Source organism: Streptomyces sp. NPDC091387, from assembly GCF_044756945.1.
Classification (GTDB): Bacteria; Actinomycetota; Actinomycetes; order Streptomycetales; family Streptomycetaceae; genus Streptomyces.
This window is the reverse complement of sequence record NZ_JBIVTZ010000002.1, coordinates 235,316-258,494: the sequence shown is the minus strand read 5'-3', so window position 1 is coordinate 258,494 and position 23,179 is coordinate 235,316. Positions and strand designations below refer to the sequence as shown.

The window sequence follows — 23,179 nt, the reverse complement described above, 5'->3', positions numbered from 1 at the left end:
AGGTGCTTCCTACTCCCCCGGGATGGATCGGGTGTTCAGAGGATTCAGCGGAGTGCGGCCGCCAGTTCGCCCCAGAGATGGGCGGTGGTCTCCACGCCTTTGAGCAGCAGGTCGAGTTCGACCTTCTCATTGGGGGCGTGCCAGCCGTCGGACGGTACGGAGATGCCCAGGAAGAGGACGGGGGCGCCGAGGACGTCCTGCAGGTCGGCGGCGGGTCCCGAGCCTCCTTCACGGGTGAAGAGGATCTTCTGGCCGAAGGCCCGTCCCATGGCGCGGGCCACGGCCTGCAGCGCGGGGTGGTCCAGCGGGGTGAGGCAGGGGCGGGTGGCGGGGAGGAAGGTGATGCGGTGCCGGATTCCGGCCGGGATCCGGGCCTCGGCCCAGGTCTGCACGGCCTGTTGGACGCGGTCCGGGTCCTGGCCCGCGACCAGGCGGAAGCTGAGCTTCACCCGGGCGGAGGCCGGGATGATCGTCTTGCTTCCGGCGCCCTGGTAGCCGCCGCCGATGCCGTTGACCTCAGCGGTCGGGCGGGCCCAGATGCGTTCCAGCGTGGAGTAGCCCGCCTCGCCGGACGCGGACTGCGACCTGGCGGTACGCAGCCAGGTGGCCTCGTCGAACGGCAGCTCGGCGAAGAGGGCGCGCTCGGTCGCGGTGAGTTCGGCCACGCCGTCGTAGAAACCGGGCACCGCGACCCGGCCGTCCGCGTCGTGGAGCGCCGCGACGAGCCGGGCGATCTCGGTCGCGGGGTTGGGGACCGCTCCGCCGAACGATCCGGAGTGGATGTCCTGGCCGGGGCCCTGCAGCTCGATCTCGCACTCGGCGAGACCGCGCATTCCGGTGCAGACGGTCGGGGTCGTCTCGTCCCACATGCCGGTGTCGGAGACGATCACGGCGTCGGCGGCCAGGCGGGCGGACTGCCGCTCGACCAGGGCGCGGAAGTGCGGGGAACCGGACTCCTCCTCGCCCTCGACGAGGAGCTTGAGGTGCACGGCGGGGCTGGTGCGGCCAGTGGTGGCCAGGTGGGCCCGGACCCCGAGGGTGTGGAAGAACACCTGCCCCTTGTCGTCGGCCGCGCCGCGCCCGTACATCCGGCCGTCCCGGATCACCGGCTCGAACGGGTCGGTGTCCCAGCCGTCCTCGCGGGCGGCGGGCTGCACGTCGTGGTGCCCGTACACGAGGACCGTCGGGGCGTCCGGGTCGTCGGACGGCCACTCGGCGAAGACGGCGGGCGCCCCGTCCGTCTCCCAGATCTCGGCGACCGGGAAGCCGGTCTCCGTCAGCTTGGCGGACAGCCACTCGGCGCTGCGCCGTACGTCCCCGTCGTGCTCCGGCTGAGCGGATACGGAGGGGATGCGCAGCCACTCGGCGAGGTCGTCGAGGAAGGCTGTGCGGTGCTGCTCGGTGTACGTGCGGACGGCGCTGTCCGGGGTGTCGCTCATGACCTTCAGCCTATCCGCCCACGGGAGGTGGCTCGTCCAGGAGGATGCGCTCCAGCTCCGGACGGCCCGGCAGGCGGGCCGGGCGGACGCTCTCGCCGCTCCGCACGAAGAGGAAGGTGGCCGTGACATCGGTGAGCGGCAGACCGTGCAGCTCGGCCCAGGCGAGCCGGTAGACGGCGAGCTGGAGGGGGTCCGCGGTGTTGGTGCGGCTGGTCTTCCAGTCGACGATCTCGTACGTGTCCCCGGTGCGGTACACCGCGTCGATACGGCCCCGGATCACCCGGCCGGCCAGGGTGATCTGGAACGGCGTCTCGACGCGGTAGGGGGTGCGGCGGGCGTACGGGGTGCGCTCGAAGGCCTCCTTCAGCTCGGCGAGATCGCGTTCGTCGGCGATGTCCGTGTCGCTCTCGTCACCGCCGGGCAGCTCGTCGGGGCCGAGCATGGGCAGCGGCAGCTCCTCGAAGCGGGACTCCACCCAGGCGTGGAAGCGGGTGCCCCGGCGGGCGGCCGGCTGCGGGGGGCGGGGCATCGGACGGGCCAGCTCCTGGGCGAAGCCGTCGGGGTCGTCGGCCAGGCGCAGCAGCTGGGTGGCGGAGAGCGAGGCCGGTACGAGGACCTCGCGCACGCCGGCGCGGGCCCGGCGCAGCTCCCCGGCGAGGGCGTCGAGGTCGCGGTCCCAGGAGGCGAGGGTGCGGGACTCCTCGGGGGTGAGGCGCGGGGGGACGCTCTCGGGCGCGCGGGCCGAGGGGACGTGTGGGGCTGCTGAGGGGACTTGTGGGGCCGAGGGGACGGGTGGGGCTGAAGGGACGTGCGGGGCCGGAGAGAGCCCGTCCTCAGGGAACGGCTCCTCGTCCGGGAACGGTGCCTCGTCCCGGAAGGGGTCGTCGTCGGGGAACGGTGCGTCGTCGGGGGGCGGCTCGTCCTCGGCGAGCGGCGCGTCGTGCTCGCCGGCTACCGGGCCCGCCTCGGCCAGCGCCTTCAGGTGGGCCATCACCGTGTCCGCGGCGGCCCTGCGGCGGGCCAGCGCGGTGTCGTCCAGGGGCAGCGGCCAGGCGTGGTCGGCCGCCGACTCGGCCAGGGCGGGGTTCTCCTCGTCCTCGGCCGGCTCGTCCGCCCACGCCTCGATCTCGCCGTGTCCGGCCGCGCAGTGCTCGTACAGCGCGTGCAGGAAGGCGGACGGGCCGCGCGGCTTCTTCTGGCTGGGGCCCCACCAGTGACCGGAGCCGAGCAGCAGGGTGCGGGGCCGGGTGAAGGTGACGTACCCGAGGCGCAGCTCCTCGGTGTGCTGGTGCTCCTTCATCTCCTCCTTGAAGCCCTTGAGGCCCTTGGCGTCGAAGGAGTGGATGACGGGCAGGGTGGCCGTGTCGCCGCGCAGGGCGTGCGGGAGGACCTTGGACTGGGAGGTCCAGGCGTCACGGGACTGGCCGCTGGGGAACTGGCCGGTGACCAGGCCGGGCACGGCGACGACGTCCCATTCCAGGCCCTTGGACTTGTGGGCGGTGAGGACCTTGACGGTGTTCTCGCCGCCGGGCAGCGCGTTGTCCAGGCCCTTCTCGTACTGCGCGGCTGTGCGCAGGAAGCCGAGGAAGGCGAGGAGCGTGGCCTCCCCGTCGACGGCGGCGAAGCGGGCCGCGACGTCGAGGAAGTTGGCGAGGGTCTCGCGGCGGCGCGCTGCCAGGGCCTGCGGGGACGCGGAGAGCTCGACTTCGAGTCCGGTGGTGCCGAGGACCCGGTGCAGTACGTCCATCAGGGGGTCGGCGAGCGAGCGGCGCAGGTCGCGCAGCTCGGTGGCGAGCCGGGCGAAGCGGATGCGGGCCTCGGTGGAGAACGGCAGGCGGTCGTCCTGCTCACCGCCGGAGTCGAGGAAGGTGTCCAGCGCGTCGGCGAGCGAGATCACCTCGGCCGGGTCGATGCCCTCGACGGCTTCGGCGAGCCGGCGGTCGGGGTCGAAGTCGTCGTCGTCCCCGTGGGCCGCGCGGTGGACGAGGAGGCGGGCCCGGCGGCCGAGCAGCGCCAGGTCACGGGGGCCGATCCGCCAGCGGGGGCCGGTGAGCAGCCGGACCAGGGACGCGTTGGCCCCCGGGTCCTGGAGGACCTCGCAGACCGCGACGAGGTCCGCGACCTCGGGGAGGTGGAGCAGCCCGGAGAGACCGACGACCTCGACCGGGATGTCCCGGGCCACCAGGGCGGCCTGGATCTCCGGGAAGTCGCCCGCGGTGCGGCACAGGACGGCGATCTCACCGGGTGCCTTGCCGGTCCGCACGAGGTGGGCGATCGAGTCGGCGAGCCAGTCGATCTCCTCGCTGTGGGTACGCAGCAGGGCGCAGCGCACGAGGCCGTCGCGCTCGGCGCCGGGGGCGGGGCGCAGGGCCTCGACGCCCTCGTGCATGGCGCGCAGGGGTTCGGCCAGGCCGTTGGCGAGGTGGAGGAGGCGGCCGCCGCTGCGGCGGTTCTCGCTGAGGGAGTAGCGGGTCGCGGGGGCGCCGTCGGCCTGCGGGAAGTGGCTCGGGAAGTCGTCGAGGTTGGCCACGGAGGCGCCGCGCCAGCCGTAGATGGCCTGGCAGGGGTCGCCGACCGCGGTGACCGCGTGCCCGGACGCGATGCCGTCGGGGCCGCTGCCGAAGAGGGCGGAGAGCAGGAGCCGCTGGGCGACGGAGGTGTCCTGGTACTCGTCGAGCAGGACGACCCGGTACTCCTCGCGCAGGATCGCGCCGACCTCGGGGCGGGTGAGGGCTAGCTGCGCGGAGAGCGCGATCTGGTCGCCGAAGTCGAGGAGGTCGCGGCTCCGCTTCGCCTCGCGGTAGCGCCGGGTCAGGGAGAGCAGCTCGCGGCGGGCCTCCGCGGTCTCGGGGATCTTGCGCAGTTCGGCGTTGCTGAGCTTGGCGCTCTCCAGCGTGCGGAGCAGCTCGGTGTCGTACTCCGCGAGCTCTTCGGGGCGTACGAGGTGTTCGGCCAGCTCGGCGTCGAGCGCCAGCAGATCGCTGACCAGGGTGGGGAACGACCTGGTCAGGGCGGGGTACGGGCCGGGGGCCTCGCGCAGTACGCGGGCGGCGAGCTGGAAGCGGGTGGCGTCGGCGAGGAGGCGGGTGGTGGGTTCGAGCCCGATCCGCAGCCCGTGCTCGGTCAGGAGCCGGCCGGCGAACGCGTGGTAGGTGGAGATGCTGGGCTCGCCCGGCGGGTGGTCCGGGTCGATGGCGTCCGGATCGGTGACGCCGGCCGCGACCAGGGCCTTGCGGACGCGCTCCGCCAGCTCGCCGGCCGCCTTGTTGGTGAAGGTCAGGCCGAGGACCTGCTCGGGGGCGACCTGTCCGGTCCCGACGAGCCACACCACGCGGGCCGCCATCACCGTGGTCTTCCCCGACCCGGCTCCGGCGACGATCACCTGCGGGGCGGGCGGCGCGGTGATGCACGCCGTCTGCTCCGGGGTGAAGGGGATCCCCAGGAGCTCCTTGAGCTGCTCGGGATCGGTGAGGTGCGAGGACACTCCACAGAGGCTAACCGGCCGCGCCGACAACCCACGAAGCCGTGAGCGGGCGGGCGCCGGCGCCCGCCCGCTCTGCCGGCTGGCGGGGTACAGGCCGCAGGGAACCGTCTAGATTGACGCCAGTCGCATCAACAGCCTGACGAGGACGGTCACATGAGCGCCGACACCCCTGCCCCCGCAACCGCGCCCGGCCCCGCAACCGGCTCCGGCTCCGGCTCCGGAGCGCAGGACGCCACCGCCGAGCTCAGGAAGCGAATAGACACCACGAAGGCGCACCCGGCCCGCGTCTACGACGTCTTCCTCGGCGGCAAGGACAACTACCCGGCCGACCGTGAGGCCGCGGCGATGGCGCTGGCCGCCAATCCGCGCGGGTACCTCACCGTGCGGCACAACCGGGACTTCATGCGGCGCGCGGTGACCCTCGCCGCCCACGACGGCATCCGGCAGTTCCTGGATGTCGGCACGGGGCTGCCGACCCAGCAGAACGTCCACCAGATCGTGCAGGCCATCGCTCCCGACGCGCGGGTCGTCTACGTGGACAACGATCCGGTCGTCCTCGTACACGCGCAGGCCCTGCTCACCAGCGGCCCGCAGGGCAGCACCGACTACATCGAGGCGGACCTGCGCGACCCCGGCAAGATCCTCGAAGCCGCTCGCCGCACCCTGGACTTCGACCGTCCCGTCGCCCTCGTCCTCGCCGCCGTCCTCCACTTCATCGAGGACGACGCCGCCTATCCCATCGTGCGGCAGCTCATCGACGCGTTGCCGGCGGGCAGCTGTCTCGTGCTGAGCAACGTCAGCTCGGATCTCAACCCCGAGCAGGTCGGCCAGGTGACGAAGGCTTTCAAGGAGCGCGGCTTCGCCATGGTCCGCCGCTCGCACGCCCAGGTGGAGCGTTTCGTGACCGACAACGGTCTGGAGATGCTCGAACCCGGCGTCGTCCCGGTGCACCGCTGGCGGCCCGAGCGGGTCACCGATCTGCCCGAGGCCGCCGACCCCGACCGGGAGTTCGTGGCGAGCCTGGACGAGCTGGACAGGACGCGCTACCGGGACATCAACGACGTGACGGACGCGGACGTCAGTGTGTACGGAGTGATGGCCCGCAAACCGTGACGGCCCGAGAACCCCGGCACCCGGAGCTCACTCCAGGACGTGCCGGCCCTCCGGCTGGGCGCTGCACGAGGCCCTGAAGGTGCAGTGGGTGCAGTGCTGGCCGGTCGTCGGGGTGAACCGTTCGTCCAGGACGCGGCCCGCGGCGGTCGCCAGGAGGTCGGAGACCCACTCGGTGTCGGGGGGCTGCTGCGCCTGCACCCGGGGGACGGCGTCGCCGCCCTCCTTCTTCGGGGCGGGCTGGCGCAGCTGTACGAGTTCGGCGCCGCCGGACTCGGGGCGCCGGCCGTCGAAGACCTCGTCGACCGCCCCTTCCCGGACGGCCAGCTGGTACACGGCGAGCTGGGGGTGGCGGGCGACCTCCTCCTTCGTCGGGGACTGCTTGCCGGTCTTGAAGTCGACGACGTAGGCGCGGCCCTCGGCGTCCCGCTCCACCCGGTCCATGGAACCGCGGATGCGCACCTCGTACTCGCCCGCCTCCAGCGTCACGTCGAAGTCGTGCTCGCTGGCGGCCGGGGTGCGGCCGGTGCGGTCCATGACGTGCCAGCGCAGGAAGCGTTCGAGGGCCACGCGCGCCTGTTCCTTCTCCTGCTGCGACTTCCAGGGGGCGTCGAAGACCAGCCCGTCCCAGACCGAGTCGAGCCGCTCCATGAGGACGGCCAGGTCGGCGGGCGTACGGCCGGAGGCCACCTCGTCGGCGAGTACGTGGACGACGTTGCCGAAGCCCTGGGCGGCGGTCGCCGGGGCGTCGGCCTTCACCTCGCGACCGAGGAACCACTGGAGCGCGCAGGTGTTGGCGAGCTGGTCGAGCGCGCTGCCGGAGAGGGCGACGGGCTGGTCCCGGTCGCGCAGCGGGACGGCCGAGCGGGTCGGCTCGTACAGGCCCCACCAGCGGTAGGGGTGGGCCGACGGTACGAGCGGCTGTCCCTCGTCGTCGGCGAGCGCGGCGAGCCGGGCGAGGCGGTGGGCCGCCTCCTCGCGCAGGGTGGCGGACGCGTCGGGGTCGACGGTGGTGGCGCGCAGTTCGGCGACGAGGGCGGCGACGGCGAGGGGGCGGCGAGGACGGCCGGTGACGTCGCGGGGTTCGACGCCGAGTTCGGTGAGGAAGCGGGACGGCTGGTCGCCGTCGTCCGCGGGTGCCTTGACGGCGGTGACGACGAGGCGTTCGCGGGCGCGGGTGGCGGCGACGTAGAAGAGCCGGCGCTCCTCGGCGAGGAGGGCGCCGGGGGTGAGGGGTTCGGCGAGACCGTCGCGGCCGATCCGGTCCGCTTCGAGCAGCGAGCCGCGACGGCGCAGGTCGGGCCAGAGGCCTTCCTGTACCCCGGCGACGACGACCATGCGCCACTCCAGGCCCTTGGACCGGTGCGCGGTCATCAGCCGTACGGCCTCGGGCCGGGCGGAGCGCCGGGAGAGGGTGTCGGCGGCGATGTCCTGGGCGTCGACCTCCTCCAGGAAGTTGAGCGCGCCCCGGCCGCCGGTGCGCTCCTCGGCGCGGGCCGCGGTGTCGAACAGGGCGCAGACCGCGTCGAGGTCGCGGTCGGCGTTGCGGCCGCCCGCGCCACCGCGCAGCGCGGCGCGCTCCAGCCTGCCCGGCCAGGGGGTGCCGGACCACAGCTCCCACAGGGCCTCCTCCGCGGTGCCGCCGCCCTCCAGGAGTTCGCGCGCCTTGCGCAGCAGGGCGCCGAGGCGCTGGGCGCCGCGGGCGTACGCCGGATCGTGCGCCACGAGCCGCTCCGGCTCGGCCAGGGCGCGGGCCAGCAGATCGCCGGAGGGCGCGGGCACCCGGTTCCCGGCGGCGCGTTCCTCGTCGCGCAGGGCCCGGCCCAGACGGCGCAGATCGGCGGCGTCCATGGAGCCGAGGGGGGAGGCGAGGAGGGTCAGCGCGGTCTCCGTGCCGAGCCACGCTCGCGGCCCGGCGGGAACGGCGTCCGGGGCCCCGTCCTGGGCTTCATCCTGGACCTCTTCCGGGGCTTCGTCGTCCGGGGCCTCTTCCCGGGCGTCGTCGTCCGGCGCCCCTTCCGGATCCGCGGGGCCGGCATCGGTACCCGCGGCGCCCCGGTTCAGTGCCGCCGTCGCCACCGTGCGCAGGGCGGTCAGGAGCGGGGCCACCGCGGGCTCGTGGCGCAGGGGCAGATCGTCGCCGTCGACCTCCAGCGGAACGCCCGCCGAGGTCAGGGCCCGCCGCACCGCGGGGATGGTGCGGCCGCCGGCCCGGACCAGCACCGCCATCTCGTGCCACGGCACCCCGTCCTCCAGATGCGCCCGGCGCAGCAGGTCCGCGATGTTGTCGAGCTCGGTGGAGGCGGTCGGATAGGTGTACGTCTCGACGGTGCCGCCCTCGCGGACCGCGCCGAGCTCGCGGTGGGCGCGGACCTTCGCCGAGGGCAGCCGGGTCAGCGGCATCCGCCGGGTGAGCAGCCGGGTGGCCTCCAGCAGCCGGTCGCCGGAGCGGCGCGAGGTGGTGAGGACGCCGACCGGGGCCGGGCCGCCGTCCGCCCGCCGGAACACCTCGGGGAAGTCGAGGATGCCGTTCACGTCGGCGCCCCGGAAGGCGTAGATCGACTGGTCCGGGTCGCCGAACGCGATCAGGTTCCGGCCACCGCCGCCGCCCGGGGTGCTCCCCCGGTTCCCGGCGAGCGCGTGCAGCAGCCGCACCTGCGCCGGGTCGGTGTCCTGGTACTCGTCGACGAACACCAGGTCGTACTGGCCGGCCAGCAGCGCCGACACCTCGGGGCGCTCCGCGAGCAGCACCGCGCGGTGGACCAGCTCCGCGTAGTCCAGCACCCCCTGGGCGTCCAGCACGTCGAGGTACTCGGCGAGGAACTCGGCGGCGGCGCTCCAGTCGGGGCGGCCGGTGCGCCGGGCGAAGTCGGCGAGGGCGTCAGGGCCGAGCCCCAGCTCACGGCTGCGGGCGAGCACCGCGCGTACCTCGTCGGCGAAGCCGCGCGTGGTCAGGCAGGCCCGCAGCTCGTCGGGCCAGCGAATGTGGGCGTGGCCCTGCTTCTCCAGATCGAGCTGGCCGGCCAGCAGGTCGCGGACCGTGACGTCCTGCTCGGGCCCGGAGAGCAGCCGCAGCGGGTCGGCGAAGAGATCGGCGTCCTGATGGGCGCGGACCAGGGCGTAGCAGAAGGAGTGGAACGTGGTGGCCTGCGGGCCCCGGACGGCGCCGAGCCGGGCGGCCATCCGGTCGCGGAGTTCGACGGCGGCCTTGCGGCTGAAGGTGAGGACCAGGATGCGGGCCGGGTCGGTGCCCTGTGCGACGCGCGCCGCCACGGACTCGACGAGCGTGGTGGTCTTGCCGGTGCCCGGTCCGGCGAGGACCAGCAGTGGCCCGCCGGGGTGGTCAACCACCGCGCGCTGCGCCGCGTCCAGGAGAGGGGGATCCACGGAGCCCGGCAGGGTACGCACCAGCCGGTACGCGCCCGTGGTCCCCCGCCGTGCCTGACGGTGCGGACTGTGCCGGGTGGTGGAGGAGGAGCTCACGTGGGTCGCCGGTCCTGGTGGGTGTGCTGATGGTGAGGGCGCGGCTCCTGCCGCGAACTGACGACGCTACTCCGGCGACGGGCCCGATCGCGGCGGTACGGCTGCGGGGATCGTCACGTTCCGCGCGGACGGCGAACGCCCGGGGGACGGCACGGACGGCGGACGGGGTGGTGGCAGCGGGCCCCGTCCGGTCCGCGCGTCACGCTTGCTGTACGCCGTACGGGCCCGGCTCCGCCCGATGCGCCGCCGGATGGCCGAAGCTGTCAGGTGTGAGCACCCCCGCCGCCGTCCGCTCCCGGACCGCCCGCCGCCGCACCGGCGGCGCCGTCCCACCGCGCGCGTCTCATGTCCAGGCGCGGAACGTGGCCGTCCGCACTGCTCGGGGCCTCGCGCAGCGGGGTGCCCTCCTCGCGGTAGTGATGCAGCGCACGCAGCTCGTGGCCGGGCAGCAGCGCCCCGTCGGCGCGCACCACGCGCCACCACGGCACCGCTCCCCCGTACAGCGCCATGGCCCGGCCGACCTGACGCGGGCCGCCGTCCCCCAGCCACTCCGCGATGTCGCCGTACGTCATGACGCGGCCGGGCGGGATCAGCTCGGCGACATCGAGCACGCGCTCCGCGTACTCCGGCAGCGCGTCGCCCGTCGGGTTTTCGCTCATCCGGCCCATCCTGCCCCACGGCACCGACAGCGCGCCGATTCCATGTCCGGACGGACACGGAGCGTGCGCACGGCGGGAAAGGGGCGTATCTTGCGCTTCCCAGCGCCCCTGCATCGCACCCTGATGCCCTCCTCCGTCCGCGAGCCGTGCCACCATCATCCGGGCGGTGACCGGTGATACGAGAACACGAAGACCAATCAGAGGCGACGAAGGAGCAGGGCGTGCAGCCACCGAAGGCGGCCGACGCCTCTGATGCCGAGCCGCACCCGGAAGGACCCCGCCCGGACGCGGACACCGGTCCGGAGAACCCTTCCGGGGGCCTGAACGGCTCGACCCTCTCCACCGCGGAAGAGGAGCTGTCCGAACGCGTCTCGGGGGACGAACCCCTGCTCGCCGCCCGGGTGCACCGTCCCTCCGACCTGCTGCGGCTCCTCATCGGCGTCCTGGCGATCGCCGTGCTGTTCTCCGTCGCCGCGTTCGCCCACGGCACCACCACCGGTCTCGAAGCGGACATCAACAAGGGCACCGGCCAGGCGCCCGACGTGCTCATCAAGATCGCCGGTCTGGTCTCCAGCATCGCCGTCCTGCTCGTCCCGGTCGCCTTCGCCATCGAGCGGCTGATCAAACGCGACGGGCTGCGCATCGCGGACGGTGTGCTGGCCGCCGTGCTGGCGCACGGGGTGACGCTCGCCGCCGACCTGTGGGTCGCCAAGACCGCCTCCGGGACCATCCAGGACGCCCTGACGCAGCCGGCACCCGGTGACGCGCTCACCGATCCCGTGCACGGCTATCTCGCCCCCGTGATCGCCTATATGACGGCGGTCGGGATGGCGAGACGGCCGCGCTGGCGGGTCGTGCTGTGGGTGGTGCTGCTGCTCGACGCCTTCGCCATGCTGGTCGGCGGCTACACGACACCGCTCTCGATCATCCTCACGGTACTGATCGGCTGGACGGTGGCGTACGGCACGCTGTACGCGGTCGGCTCGCCGAACGTCCGGCCGACCGGCCAGCACCTGATGGCCGGTCTGCGCCATGTCGGCTTCCGCCCCGTCACCGCGATGCGGGCCGACGACGCCCCCGACTCCGGCGACCAGAACGACCGCGGACGCCGCTATCTGGTCTCCCTGGAGGACGGCCCACCGCTCGATGTGACGGTCGTCGACCGGGAACAGCAGGCCCAGGGCTTCTTCTACCGGGTGTGGCGCAGGCTCACCCTGCGCGGGATCACCCAGCGGCGTTCCATCCAGTCGCTGCGCCAGGCGCTGGAGCAGGAGGCGCTGCTCGCGTACGCGGCCATCGCCGCGGGGGCCAACGCCCCCAAGCTGATCGCCACCTCCGAGCTGGGCCCCGACGCCGTGATGCTGGTGTACGAGCACATCGGCGGCCGCTCGCTGGACGCCCTGGAGGACGCCGAGATCACGGACGACCTGGTGCGCGGCGCCTGGCGCCAGGTGCAGGCGCTCCAGTCACGGCGGATCGCGCACCGCAGGCTCACCGGCGACGCCCTGCTGGTGGATCGTTCCGGCAAGGTGTTCGTCACGGATCTGCGGGGCGGCGAGATCGCGGCGGGCGATCTGGTCCTGCGGATGGACGTCGCCCAGCTGCTCACCACGACCGGTCTGCGGGTGGGCCCGGAGCGGGCGGTGGCCGCGGCGCTCGCGGTGGTCGGCCCGGACACCGTCGCGGACTCGCTGCCGCTGCTCCAGCCGATCGCGCTCAGCCGCTCCACCCGGGCGCATCTGCGCAGACTCGCCCGGGAGCGGTCGCAGCGGGAGCGCGAGGCCGTGCTCGACGCGTCGGACGCGGCGAAGCGGGCCCGTACCCATGGTGCGGAGCTCCCCGAGGACGCGGACCGCAAGGCCGTCCGCAAGTCGGTGCGTACCGAGAAGCAGGCCGAGAAGCGGGCCCTCGACGACGCGCTGGACGAGGCCCGCGAGGAGGATCTGCTCTCCCAGATCCGCCGGGAGGTGCTGCTGATCCGGCCGCAGGCGCCGGTCGAGCCGGTCCGTCTGGAGCGCATCAAGCCGCGCACCCTGCTCAGCTTCATCGCGGGCGCCATCGCCGCGTACTTCCTGATCTCGCAGTTCACCCAGGCCGACTTCGGTGCGGTGGTCGAGCAGGCGGAGTGGGGCTGGGTGGCGGCCGCGGTCGGCTTCTCGGCGCTCAGCTACGTCGCGGCCGCGATGAGCCTGCTGGGCTTCGTGCCCGAGCGGGTGCCGTTCGGCAAGACGGTGCTGGCGCAGATCGCCGGATCGTTCGTGAAGATCGTGGCGCCGGCCGCGGTGGGCGGTGTCGCCCTGAACACGCGGTTCCTGCAACGCTCCGGCGTACGCCCGGGGCTGGCGGTCGCGAGCGTGGGCGCCTCGCAGCTGTTCGGTCTCGGCTGCCACATCCTGCTGCTGGGCGCCTTCGGCTATCTGACCGGCACCGAGAAGACCCCGTCCTCGCTCACCCCGTCCAGGACCGTGATCGCGGGGCTGCTGACGGTCGCCGTACTGGTGCTGGTGGTGACGGCGATCCCGTTCCTGCGGAAGTTCGTGGTGACCCGGGTGCGGTCGCTGTTCGCCGGAGTCGTACCGCGCATGCTCGACGTCGTGCAGCGTCCGCAGAAGCTGCTCACCGGCATCGGCGGGATGCTGCTGCTGACCGGCCTGTTCGTGATGTGCCTGGACGCCTCGGTCCGGGCGTTCAGCGGTCCGGACACGCCGCACCTCAGTTACGCGAGCATCGCGGTGGTCTTCCTCGCCGGCAACGCGCTGGGCTCTGCGGCGCCGACCCCGGGCGGTATGGGCGCGGTCGAGACGGCGCTGACGCTGGGTCTGATCGCGGTCGGCCTGCCGAAGGAGGTCGCGGCCCCGGCGGTGCTGCTGTTCCGCCTGATGACACTGTGGCTGCCGGTCCTTCCCGGCTGGATCTGCTTCAACCACCTGACGCGCAAGGGCGAGCTTTAGGGCCTTCCTGGAGGCTCCGGGGCGCCGCCACCCGCTTGGACCGGCGCCCCGTGCGCGCTCCCGGCCCCCGCCGCACGATGGAGCGATGAGGACCTCCCCTGCCCTGCGCGCCGCGGCCCTCGCCGCCACCGTGACCGTGCTGCTCCCGCTCACCGGCTGTTCGGACGGCGGTGGCGAGGACGCACCGGACCGGTCGGAGGGTTCGCCGCACGCGGCGAACACCGCCACGAGCTCCGGTCCGTCCGCTCTCGCCGCCCAGAAGCTGACGTGGAAGCGCTGCCCCGCCCCGTCCCAGGCGGAGGGCGGCGGCGCCGCACCGACCCCACTGCCCGGCGGGGCCGTCTGGGAGTGCTCCGTGATGAAGGTCCCGCTCGACCACGCCAAGCCCGCCGGCGACACGATCGAGCTGGCGCTCGTCCGCGCGAAGGCCATGGACCGGAAGAACCGGATCGGTTCGCTCATCTTCAACTTCGGCGGCCCCGGCGCCTCCGGCGTCGCCACCCTGCCCGCCTTCGGCACCGCGTACGACAAGCTGCGCACCCGCTACGACCTGGTGAGCTTCGACCCGCGCGGGGTCGGCCGCAGCGACGGGGTGAGGTGCGAGAACGACAAGCAGCTGGACGCGCGGTACCAGGCCGACGGGACGCCGGACGACGCCGCGGAGGAGAAGGCGTTCACCGACGACACGAACACGTACGCGGCGGCCTGCCAGAAGCACTCCGGCAAGGAACTGCCCTTCGTCGGGACGACGAACGCCGCCCGCGACATGGACCTGATGCGTCAGGTGCTCGGCGATGACCGGCTGCACTACTTCGGCATCTCGTACGGCACGGAACTGGGCGGTGTCTACGCGCACCTGTTCCCGGAGAAGGTCGGCAGGTCGGTGCTGGACGCGGTGGTGGACCCGACCGAGGACGCCGAGCAGTCCTCCCTGGGCCAGGCCAAGGGGTTCCAGCTCGCGCTGGACAACTTCGCCAAGGACTGCGCGGACCGGGGCGACGCCTGCAAGCTGCCGGGTTCCAACGCGGAAGAGGTCGAGCAAGGGGTGTCCGATCTCCTCGGCCGCCTGGAGAAGAAGCCCGTGTCCGGGCTCGGTTCACGCAAGCTGACGCAGACGCAGGCCACCACCGGCATCGCCTCGGCCCTGTACTCCAAGGAGACCTGGCCGCTGCTGGAACAGGGCCTGGACGAGGCGGACGGCGGCAACGGCGGACTGCTGCTGGCCCTCGCCGACTCCCTCAACGGCCGCTCGGAGAACGGCCACTACGACAATTCCGCCGCGGCCAACACGGCCATCAGCTGCGCCGACTCCAAGGAACGGTTCACCCTGGAACAGGCCAAGGCGAGGCTCCCCCGGTTCCGCGACGCCTCACCGGTCTTCGGTGACTACCTGGGCTGGGGCCTGATGGCCTGCACCGGCTGGCCGGTGCAGGGCACCTGGGAGCACCCCGATGTCAGCGCCCCGGGCTCGGCCCCCCAGCTGGTCATCGGCAACACCGGTGACCCGGCGACCCCGTACAAGGGCGCGCGGGCGATGGCCGACGAGCTGGGCAAGGGCGTCGGCGTGGAGATGACGTACAAGGGCGAGGGGCACGGCGCGTACAACAGCGGCAACGCCTGTGTGCAGAAGGCGGTGGGCGGCTATCTGCTGGACGGCAGGGTGCCGGCCGCCGGAACGGTCTGCGGGTAGGGCTGTCCGGACCCCGACCTACCATGGGCGAACTGCCGACCGGGCAGGCACAACGGGGAGGGACGCACACGTGGTCTCATACGCACGGGCCGGGGCGCTGGCAGCCGCCGCGCTGCTGCTGACGGGGGTGCTCGCGGGCTGCGAGGACGGTACCGACGACAAGCCCGCCGAGCGCGCGGACGTCTCACCGTCCGCCGCGGCCTCGTACACCGCGAGCGGGAAGCCTGTGCCGCTCCCGGCACTGCCCGCCTCGCTCACCTCGCAGAAGCCGGACTGGAACACCTGCGACGCCCCCGAGGGCGAGGCCTCCCCCGGTCCGGACTGGCGGTGTGCGACGGTCCGCGTCCCGCTGGACTACGCCAAGCCGGACGGTGCCACGATCGGGATCGCGCTGATCCGCAAGCAGGCCGGCGACGCGGGCCGTCGGCTGGGCTCGATGCTGTTCAACTTCGGCGGCCCCGGCGGTTCGGGGGTCTCCATCCTGCCGCGCGCCGCCGGTTCGTACGAGAAGCTCAACACCCGCTACGACCTGGTCGGCTTCGATCCGCGCGGGGTGGCCGGGAGCGCCGGGGTGCGGTGCCGCTCCGACCAGGAGCAGGAGGACGCCGCCCGGAAGGTCGACATGACTCCGGACACGGCGGCGGAGGAGGCGGCGTTCATGAAGGACGGCGCGGACTTCGGCGCCGGCTGCGAGCGCCGCTCGGGCAAGGTCCTGCCGTTCGTCGGCACGACCAACGCCGCCCGGGACCTGGACCTGATCCGTGAGGTGCTCGGCGACCGGAAGCTGACCTACTTCGGCATGTCGTACGGCACGGAGCTGGGCGGCACCTACGCGCACCTCTTCCCGTCGCACGTCGGGCGCACCGTCCTGGACGCCGTCGTCGACCCCACGGCGGACAGCGTCGGGCACGCCCGCAACCAGGCGACCGGCTTCCAGCGGGCGCTGGACAACTACCTCAAGGACCGCGGCCAGGACCCGGCGGCGGGCACCCGGCGCATCGCCCGGCTGCTGGCACGGATCGACAGGAAGCCGCTGCCGACCGGTACGTCCCGCGAGCTCAACGAGTCGCTGGCCATCACGGGCATCGTGATGCCGCTCTACTCCAAGGACAACTGGCCGTCCCTGACCCAGGCCCTGGACGAGGCGGAGGGCGGCCGGGGCAGCATGCTGCTGCAGCTGGCCGACTCGTACAACGGCCGCGACGGGAAGGGGCATTACGACACCGAGAGCCACTCCCAGCGGGCCATCTCCTGCGCGGACAGCAAGGCCCGGCCGACGGCGGCAGAGGCGAAGGCGCTGCTGCCCGAGTTCGAGAAGCTGTCCCCGGTCTTCGGCGCGTTCCTGGCCTGGGACACGGCGGGCTGGTGCTCCGACTGGCCGGTGAAGGGTGAGCACGACACCCCGGAGGCGAGCGCTCCGGGCGCCGGTCCGATCCTGGTCGTGGGGACGACGGGCGACCCCGCGACACCGTACGAGGGTGCGCGGAAGATGGCGGACGAGCTGGGCAGGGGCGTCGGCATCCTGCTCACCAACAAGGGCGAGGGGCACGGCGCCTACGGCGGGAACACCTGCGTGACGTCGGCGGTGGACACGTACTTCCTGGACGGGAAGGTCCCGGCGGACGGCAAGACCTGCTCGTAGGGCAGCACGGCGGACACGCCGAAGGGGCCGGCTCGCATGATGTGATGCGGACCGGCCCCTTCGAAACGTTCTAGTACACCGGCTTTTCGGGCTCGATCTGGTTGACCCAGCCGATCACGCCGCCGCCGACGTGCACCGCGTCGGCGAAGCCCGCCGACTTGAGGACCGCGAGGACCTCGGCGCTGCGCACACCGGTCTTGCAGTGCAGGACGATGCGCTTGTCCTGCGGGAGGTCCTGGAGGGCGTTGCCCATCAGGAACTCGTTCTTCGGGATCAGCTTCGCGCCGGGGATCGAGACGATCTCGTACTCGTTCGGCTCGCGGACATCGATGATCTCGATCTTCTCGTCCGCGTCGATCCACTCCTTGAGCTGCTTGGGAGTGATCGTGGAGCCGAGCGCCGCCTCCTGGGCCTCCTCGGACACGACGCCGCAGAAGGCCTCGTAGTCGATGAGCTCGGTGACGGTCGGGTTCTCGCCGCAGACCGCGCAGTCGGGGTCCTTGCGGACCTTGACCTGGCGGTACTGCATCTCCAGGGCGTCGTAGATCATCAGCCGGCCGACGAGCGGGTCGCCGATGCCGGCGAGCAGCTTGATGGCCTCGTTGACCTGGATGGAGCCGATGGACGCGCAGAGCACGCCCAGCACGCCGCCCTCGGCGCAGGACGGAACCATGCCGGGGGGCGGCGGCTCCGGGTAGAGGCAGCGGTAGCAGGGACCGTGCTCGGACCAGAAGACGGACGCCTGGCCGTCGAACCGGTAGATCGAGCCCCAGACGTACGGCTTGTTCAGCAGCACCGCGGCGTCGTTGACGAGATAGCGGGTGGCGAAGTTGTCCGTGCCGTCCACGATCAGGTCGTACTGGGCGAAGATGTCCATCACGTTCTCGGCTTCGAGCCGTTCCTCGTGAAGGACCACGTTCACCAGCGGGTTGATGCCGAGCACCGAGTCCTTGGCGGACTGGGCCTTGGACCGGCCGATGTCGGCCTGGCTGTGGATGATCTGGCGCTGCAGGTTCGACTCGTCGACCTCGTCGAACTCCACGATGCCGAGCGTTCCGACACCGGCGGCGGCCAGGTACATCAGAGCCGGCGAGCCGAGACCGCCGGCGCCCACACAGAGCACCTTCGCGTTCTTCAGCCGCTTCTGCCCGTCCATCCCGACATCGGGGATGATCAGGTGGCGGGAGTACCTGCGGACCTCGTCGACGGTGAGCTCAGCAGCTGGCTCGACCAGGGGTGGCAGCGACACAGGAACCTCAACAATGCAGGTGGTCGGTTTCTACGTACTTCGGCTACGTACGGTTGTTCTTGCGGTAACACTGCCACGCCCCCTCTCATTCCGAGATACCAGGTCCGATCCGCGAGACGATTTCGTCCCAGTACCTGGGCAGCGTCGCGAATGGATCGGTTTGTCCGCACCTGTTCACCGGATCCGTCTCTCCGGTGCGGTCCGTGAAGAAGATCGTCCCGGCGCCCTGCCAGCGCGCGATGCGCATCGCCTCCTCCAGATGGCTGCGCGGGACGCCGTGCACGAAGTGCGCGAACCGGCCGGGCGGGTAGGCGGCGGTCCACTCCGCCACCTGCGACCAGCGGTAGTCCGTCCACGGGCCGCGGAAGGTGACGAGCTGGTCGGCGGCCTCGGCGTAGCCGGGATACGGATGGGTGTCGTGGCCGAGCACCAGGTGTCCGCCGTTCCGCGCGCTGTCGCTGTCCGCCAGGAGCGCGGCGAGCGTGCTGGTGAGCCGCCGGACCGCCGGGAGGTCGGGGCGCCCGGCCGGGCACCGGTCCACGTAGAAGCCGTCGACCCGGTACCAGTCCAGGTACGACCGGGCGTCGGTGATCAGCTCGCCGAAGGGCCGGTCACCGAAGGCCAGATCGAGCCGGCCGAGCAGCCGGCCGGCCGAGGCCCGTACGGGGTCCAGCGCCTCCTCGCCGTGCACGGCCCGTTCGCGGGCGTTGCGGAGCCGGCCCGCGGCCTCCAGGCAGTGCGGGTCGGGGCGGGATCCGGGGCCGTTGTCGATGTTGAGGACGGCCCAGTGCAGCGGGGTGCCGGGGCGGGCGAGCTCGGCCCATTCGGCGGGCGCGAGCAAGGGGTGCGCGCAGCCGGGGACGCCGAAGCCGAGCCGTTCCGCTCCGCTGGTCCTGCGGGCCGTGCCGGTACTGGTCAGATACGGCACGCCGCCTCCATCCAGATGTCGGCGAGCGACTCCTCCAGATTGATCCGGGGACGCCAGCCGAGCCGGTCCCTGGCCGTGCGGACATCCGCCTGCTGCCAGGCACCGCAGCCGTCCGGGTAGGGCGACGGGGTGGCCGAGAGGTGTTCGATGACCGATTCGGTGGAGGTGCGGGGGGCGCCGATGGGCAGTCGGGCGGGGGGTGTGTCCAGCTCGTGGAGTGCGCCGGCGTATCCGGCGACCTTGGCGAGCACGGCGGCGGCGTCACGGAGCCGTACGGCCCGGCCGGTGCCGATGTTGACGACCCCCTGGGCGGCGGAGAGCGAGGCGGCGTGCACGGCGCGCGCCACGTCGCGCACATCGACGAAGTCGCGCTGCACGCCGAGGCCGCTGAGCTTCAGCTCACCGTCGCCGGACTGCATGGCGCGGCGCATCGCCTCGGCGAGCCGGCCCAGCGGCGAACCGGCCGGGGTGCCGGGACCGACCGGCGAGAAGACCCGCAGCACGACCGCGTCGAGGCCGGAGCCGAGGACGAGTTCGGTGGCGGCGAGCTTGCTGACGCCGTACGGGCCGCCGGGGCGGGGGATGGCGTCCTCCGCGGTGGACGAGCCCGGCTGGGACGGGCCGTACTCCGAGGAACAGCCGACCTGGACCAGCCGGGCGGTGCAGCCGCTGCGCCGCATCGCCTCGCAGACGGTGGCGACGGCGACGGTGTTGTGGCGGGTCAGGTCGCGCGCCCCGCCGCGGGTGGCGCCCGCGCAGTTGACGACAACTCCGGGGTGGACGGCGTCCAGGAAGCGGGTGAGCGCTCCCGGGCTGCCGCTGGCGAGGTCGAACCGTACGTCGGCGTCGTCGCCGCGGCCGAGCGCCGTGAGGTGGACGGCGGGGTCGGCGAGCAGCCGGTCGGCGACGAACCGGCCGAGGAATCCGTTGGCTCCGAGCAGCAGCACCCTCATCGCGTGCCCCCTGGGTGCCGACGGCGGGCTGCCGGTGCGAGGTATTGGGGGGTCATGTCCGGTGTCTCCTTGAGGCAGTTGCGTACGGTGCGGGAAAGGACCCGCGGCGTCGGCTCCGCGGGGGGCTGTGGGTGTGTCAGGCGGCGGTGTGGGCGGATGCTCGGGAGAGAGCGACGGTGGCGGTGGTCAGCAGGCCGAGCGCGGCCGCGCCGCAGGCCACGGCGGACACGGCTCCGGTGCCCCCCGCCGCCACGAGGGCGTCGACGGGACGGGCGAGGGTGTGGAGGCCGGGCAGCCGCCCGGACAGGACCAGGGCGGGGGCCGCCGCCTCGACGGCGCAGGCGGCGGCGAGGCCGGTGGCGGCCGGTTCGGGGAAGCCGTGGACGGTGAGGAGCCGGGCCAGCAGGAGCAGTACCCCGAGGCCGGCGGCCCCGACCGGGACGCCGCCCCCGGTTCCGAGGCCGGCCAGGCAGAGCAGCCCGGTGACGGCACAGAGGAAGAACGCGACGGCGCCGAACAGCAGGGGGCGCACGCCTGCCGCGAACTCCTCCAGTGCGCGGCTGCCGTTGAGCTTGCGGTGTGCGTGCAGGGAGAAGAGGTGTGCGCACCAGGCCGCGGGGGCGACCGCCACGGCGAGCCCGAGCAGCGGCGCCGGGGTGAGCGCCCAGGGGCCTTCCGGGCCGCCGCTGAGGACCTGGTGGAGCAGGGCCTCGCCGTACAGGGCGTAGCCGAGCAGCCAGCAGCCGTACAGGGTGGCGGCTCCGGCGGGGCGGCCGCCGGTGGAGAGCGGGCCGGTGCGCAGGGCGAGGGCGAGTCCGAGGAGCGCGAGGAGCGTGCCGCCGCTGCCGAGGGCGAGCCGCGCCCCGCCGCCGAGCACCCCGTCGGTGAGCCGGAGCGAGCCGAGGGTCGCCAGGCAGGCGGCGCCCGGCAGCAGAGCCCGGAGCGACCATGCGGCGCGCGTCTGGATGTCGCGCGCCGGAGCGGAGACCGCTCCGACGGGCTCCCCCGCGACACCCGGTACCCGTGCGAAGAGTTCCTCGGCGAGCGAGAACACGTCGCGGTGCCGGTAGCGGGCCGCGGTGCGGTCGGTGACGCCGTGGGCCTCTAGCCCGGCGGCGATCTCCAGCGGGTCGACGGCGCGCTCGCAGAGTTCGCGGTGCCGGTGCATGAGCGACTTCACGGGGTCGGCGGGACCGCGCCGCCCGGTGCTGAGTCCGCGCGCCGCAGCGGCGGGCGCGATCTCGGGCGCGCGGGAGGAGGGGTGCGTTCCGCGCACCGGGGTGTCCTGTGGTGCCGTCCGCGCGGGGGTGTCCTCCGCCGCGACGGGCACGTTCACAGCGTCCGCCGGCACGTCCTGCGGGGCGGCCTGCCCCCAGGACGGTGCGGAGACGTCGACGGCCGGCGAATCGGAGACCAGCGCCCGCGCACCCGGGTCCCAGCCGGTGCCGGTCGCCGGTGTGCCGGGCACCTCGGTCGGGCGGCCCATCGTCGTTCCTCCGTGTTCCTCCGCGGGGGCGCCGGACGGCCCTGACCGGTCGGTACGGCGGCCGGGCCCGGCCGCTTCCTGGTCACGCATCGCCGTCCCCCGCTCCGCCGAGCGCCCCCGCGCAGACTCCGCGCCCCGCCCAGCTGGGTGTGCGCTCGGCCGGTTCCGGGGCGAGGATCCCGTCGGGCTCCGGCCACAGGTCGAGGACGTGGGCCTCCGGCGGGGTGGCGAAGGGGCGCGGTCCGCCGTCCGCGTCCGCCGTCACCGCGTTACGGCGCACCGGTGCCCGAGCGATCAGCTCCAGGTAAATGCCGCGAAATGCCGCGAGGTTCTGTTCCACCGTGAAGAGTTCGAGCGCGCGGGCGCGGGCCGCCGAGCCCAGGCGCGCACGGCGCTCGGGGTCGCGCAGCAGCGCCAGGCAGGCGTCCGCGAGCGCCCGGGGATTGCGCGGCGGCACCACGAGCCCCGTCCCGCCGATGACCTCGACGACCGCGCCGACATCCGTCGAGACCGTGGCCCGGCCGCAGAACATCGCCTCGACCAGGCTGATCGGGAAGCCCTCGACCACGCTGGAGAGCACCACGATCCCGCCGGCCGCGTACGCCTGGGCGAGGTCGGGGACCTCGGCCCCGCCGATGTCCTCGAAGGAGACGGGGTTGTCGTCGGCGGCGTGCGCGTCGGCGGCCTCGTCCGGGAACAGCTGGGCCGCGAGTGCCCGGCAGTGCGCGAGGTAGCCGGCGCCCTCCGCTCCCTGGGCCGGCGCACCGATGATCCGCAGCCGGGCGTCCGGCTCGGCCCCGCGCACTTCCGCGAAGGCGTGCAGCAGGGCGACCAGGTCCTTGGCGGGCTCGATCCGGCCGACCCACACCAGGGTGTCCGGGCCGCCGTCGCCCTCGTTCTCGCCCAGCGCCGCGAACCGGCCGGACTCCATGCCGGGGTAGACCGTGCGCACCTTGGCGGGTTCCGCGCCGCAGCGCTCCTGCCAGCGGCGGGCGTGCGTATTGCCGGGGGTGATGAGCGCGGCCTGGCGGTACACCTCTGCGGCGAGCCGGCCGTGGAAGTTCGCGAGCAGGGCGCGCACCGGCGCGCTGAGCGGCGTTCCGGCCGCCGCGAGGTAGTGCGACCGCAGTCGCACGGAGTGCTCGGTGACCAGCAGCGGCACGCCGAAGAAGCGTTTGGCCAGCAGGCCGGGCAGGGCGGCGGCGCCTCCCGAGGTGGCGTGGCAGAGGTCCACGGCACCGAGGCTCTCCTCGTCGTACCAGTCGAGGGAGAGCGGGCGGAGCACCCGGTCGAGCTCCGCCGCGAAGGCGAGGAGGTCGGGGACGGTGGCGGCCTGGACGGTGCGGCCGGTGCCGGGCGCACGGCAGGCCGCCTCCAGGATCCGTACCGCGGTCTCGGAGCGGAGCGCCGCGGGAAGTCCGCCGTGTTCGCAGGCCAGTTCGGCGAGACCGTAGAGGCCCTCGGTGAACCGTGTGTCCTCGGTGGCGGCGGCCCGGCCCCCGTCGCCGCGCTGCCCCCGACCGGCGGCTTCGCAGCCGTCGCCCCGCTCCGCGCCGGTCGCACCAGCGGTGCAGACCGCGGTCGCGAGGGCCGTGAAGTGGGTGGTGAAGCGCCGTCGTTCGCGCCGTCCGTAGGAGTGCGCGCCCCCGCCGGACAGCAGTCGCGACAGCAGCCCCCGGGGGACGTGCAGGCTCAGGGTGTCCTCGTCGGCGATCCACAGCGGCGCCGTCCTCACCCGGCTCACCTGGAGCGGGAGCTGGACCCAGCCGCGCGCCTCCTGTTCGGCGGTGCGGCTGAGCGCGAAGAGATCGAACTCGTGTTGCGCGAGCCCGCGCACCAGACGGTCGCACCAGAGTCTGGACTCACCGGTCGCATACGGATAACCACCGTCGGTGAGGAGTCCGATCCGCACGAGCACACCCCCGATCTCCCTTGTGGGCGGCCACCGTTGGATCGGCGACTCGCAGCGGGACGACCGTAAGCGGATAGGCCGGTGGTGGGGGGGGCGGGTGTGCGTGGGCCCCCCGCCCCGCGTGAACCCGCGGAACATTACCGCCCCCCCCCCCGTCCGGGGCGCGCGAGAGGTGGTGGGTTAACCCACGTCA

At 73.5% G+C, this 23,179-nt stretch carries 13 protein-coding genes; 4 read left to right on the top strand and 9 right to left on the bottom strand.

Annotated elements, in window-relative coordinates:
• Positions 1-44: 44 nt before the first annotated feature.
• Together ACIQM0_RS05435 and ACIQM0_RS05430 are read right to left on the bottom strand one after the other, a co-directional pair.
• The gene (locus ACIQM0_RS05435; protein WP_401283747.1) at positions 45-1,439 is read right to left on the bottom strand and encodes a dipeptidase; all 1,395 of its coding nucleotides are present in this window, start codon (positions 1,437-1,439) and stop codon (positions 45-47) included.
• Between the two features lie 10 nt (positions 1,440-1,449).
• Positions 1,450-4,923, bottom strand: coding sequence for a UvrD-helicase domain-containing protein (locus ACIQM0_RS05430; RefSeq protein WP_401283746.1), 3,474 nt, complete (start codon positions 4,921-4,923; stop codon positions 1,450-1,452).
• Between the two features lie 153 nt (positions 4,924-5,076).
• Between ACIQM0_RS05430 and ACIQM0_RS05425 the strand changes: the two genes are divergently transcribed.
• Entirely contained in the window at positions 5,077-6,036 is a 960-nt protein-coding gene (locus ACIQM0_RS05425; RefSeq protein ID WP_401283744.1) for an SAM-dependent methyltransferase, read from the top strand.
• 27 nt (positions 6,037-6,063) lie between these two features.
• Here the strand turns inward: ACIQM0_RS05425 and ACIQM0_RS05420 are convergent, their stop codons facing one another.
• Entirely contained in the window at positions 6,064-9,516 is a 3,453-nt protein-coding gene (locus ACIQM0_RS05420) for an ATP-dependent helicase (protein WP_401283742.1), read from the bottom strand.
• 263 nt (positions 9,517-9,779) lie between these two features.
• Entirely contained in the window at positions 9,780-10,175 is a 396-nt protein-coding gene (locus tag ACIQM0_RS05415) for an MGMT family protein (protein ID WP_401283740.1), read from the bottom strand.
• Positions 10,176-10,396: 221 nt separating this feature from the next.
• Here ACIQM0_RS05415 and ACIQM0_RS05410 point away from each other — a divergent pair, with 221 nt between their 5' ends.
• The 3 genes from ACIQM0_RS05410 (at position 10,397) to ACIQM0_RS05400 (ending at position 16,458) form a co-directional block, all read left to right on the top strand.
• On the top strand, positions 10,397-13,126 hold the full coding sequence (locus tag ACIQM0_RS05410) for a lysylphosphatidylglycerol synthase domain-containing protein (RefSeq protein ID WP_401283738.1): 2,730 nt from the start codon (positions 10,397-10,399) through the stop codon (positions 13,124-13,126).
• An 85-nt stretch (positions 13,127-13,211) separates the two neighbouring features.
• Positions 13,212-14,816 carry an alpha/beta hydrolase gene (locus ACIQM0_RS05405; protein ID WP_401283736.1) on the top strand — a complete coding sequence of 535 codons (1,605 nt, stop codon included), beginning with the start codon at positions 13,212-13,214 and terminating at the stop codon, positions 14,814-14,816.
• A gap of 70 nt (positions 14,817-14,886) precedes the next feature.
• Positions 14,887-16,458 (top strand): alpha/beta hydrolase, encoded by a 1,572-nt coding sequence (locus ACIQM0_RS05400; protein WP_401283734.1) that lies wholly within the window; start codon positions 14,887-14,889, stop codon positions 16,456-16,458.
• 70 nt (positions 16,459-16,528) lie between these two features.
• On the opposite strand, the gene moeZ is transcribed toward ACIQM0_RS05400, so the two are convergent.
• The 5 genes from moeZ to ACIQM0_RS05375 form a co-directional block, all read right to left on the bottom strand.
• On the bottom strand, positions 16,529-17,707 hold the full coding sequence (gene moeZ, locus ACIQM0_RS05395) for an adenylyltransferase/sulfurtransferase MoeZ (protein ID WP_363031061.1): 1,179 nt from the start codon (positions 17,705-17,707) through the stop codon (positions 16,529-16,531).
• A gap of 85 nt (positions 17,708-17,792) precedes the next feature.
• Entirely contained in the window at positions 17,793-18,635 is an 843-nt protein-coding gene (locus tag ACIQM0_RS05390) for a spherulation-specific family 4 protein (protein ID WP_401283732.1), read from the bottom strand.
• Positions 18,623-19,588 carry an NAD-dependent epimerase/dehydratase family protein gene (locus ACIQM0_RS05385; protein ID WP_363031063.1) on the bottom strand — a complete coding sequence of 322 codons (966 nt, stop codon included), beginning with the start codon at positions 19,586-19,588 and terminating at the stop codon, positions 18,623-18,625. The genes ACIQM0_RS05390 and ACIQM0_RS05385 overlap by 13 nt, the downstream gene beginning before the upstream one ends.
• A gap of 136 nt (positions 19,589-19,724) precedes the next feature.
• Positions 19,725-21,074 (bottom strand): hypothetical protein, encoded by a 1,350-nt coding sequence (locus ACIQM0_RS05380; protein ID WP_401283730.1) that lies wholly within the window; start codon positions 21,072-21,074, stop codon positions 19,725-19,727.
• Between the two features lie 82 nt (positions 21,075-21,156).
• Complete coding sequence (locus tag ACIQM0_RS05375) at positions 21,157-22,986, bottom strand: glycosyltransferase (RefSeq protein ID WP_401284161.1); 1,830 nt, start codon at positions 22,984-22,986, stop codon at positions 21,157-21,159.
• Between the last annotated feature and the right edge of the window lie 193 nt (positions 22,987-23,179).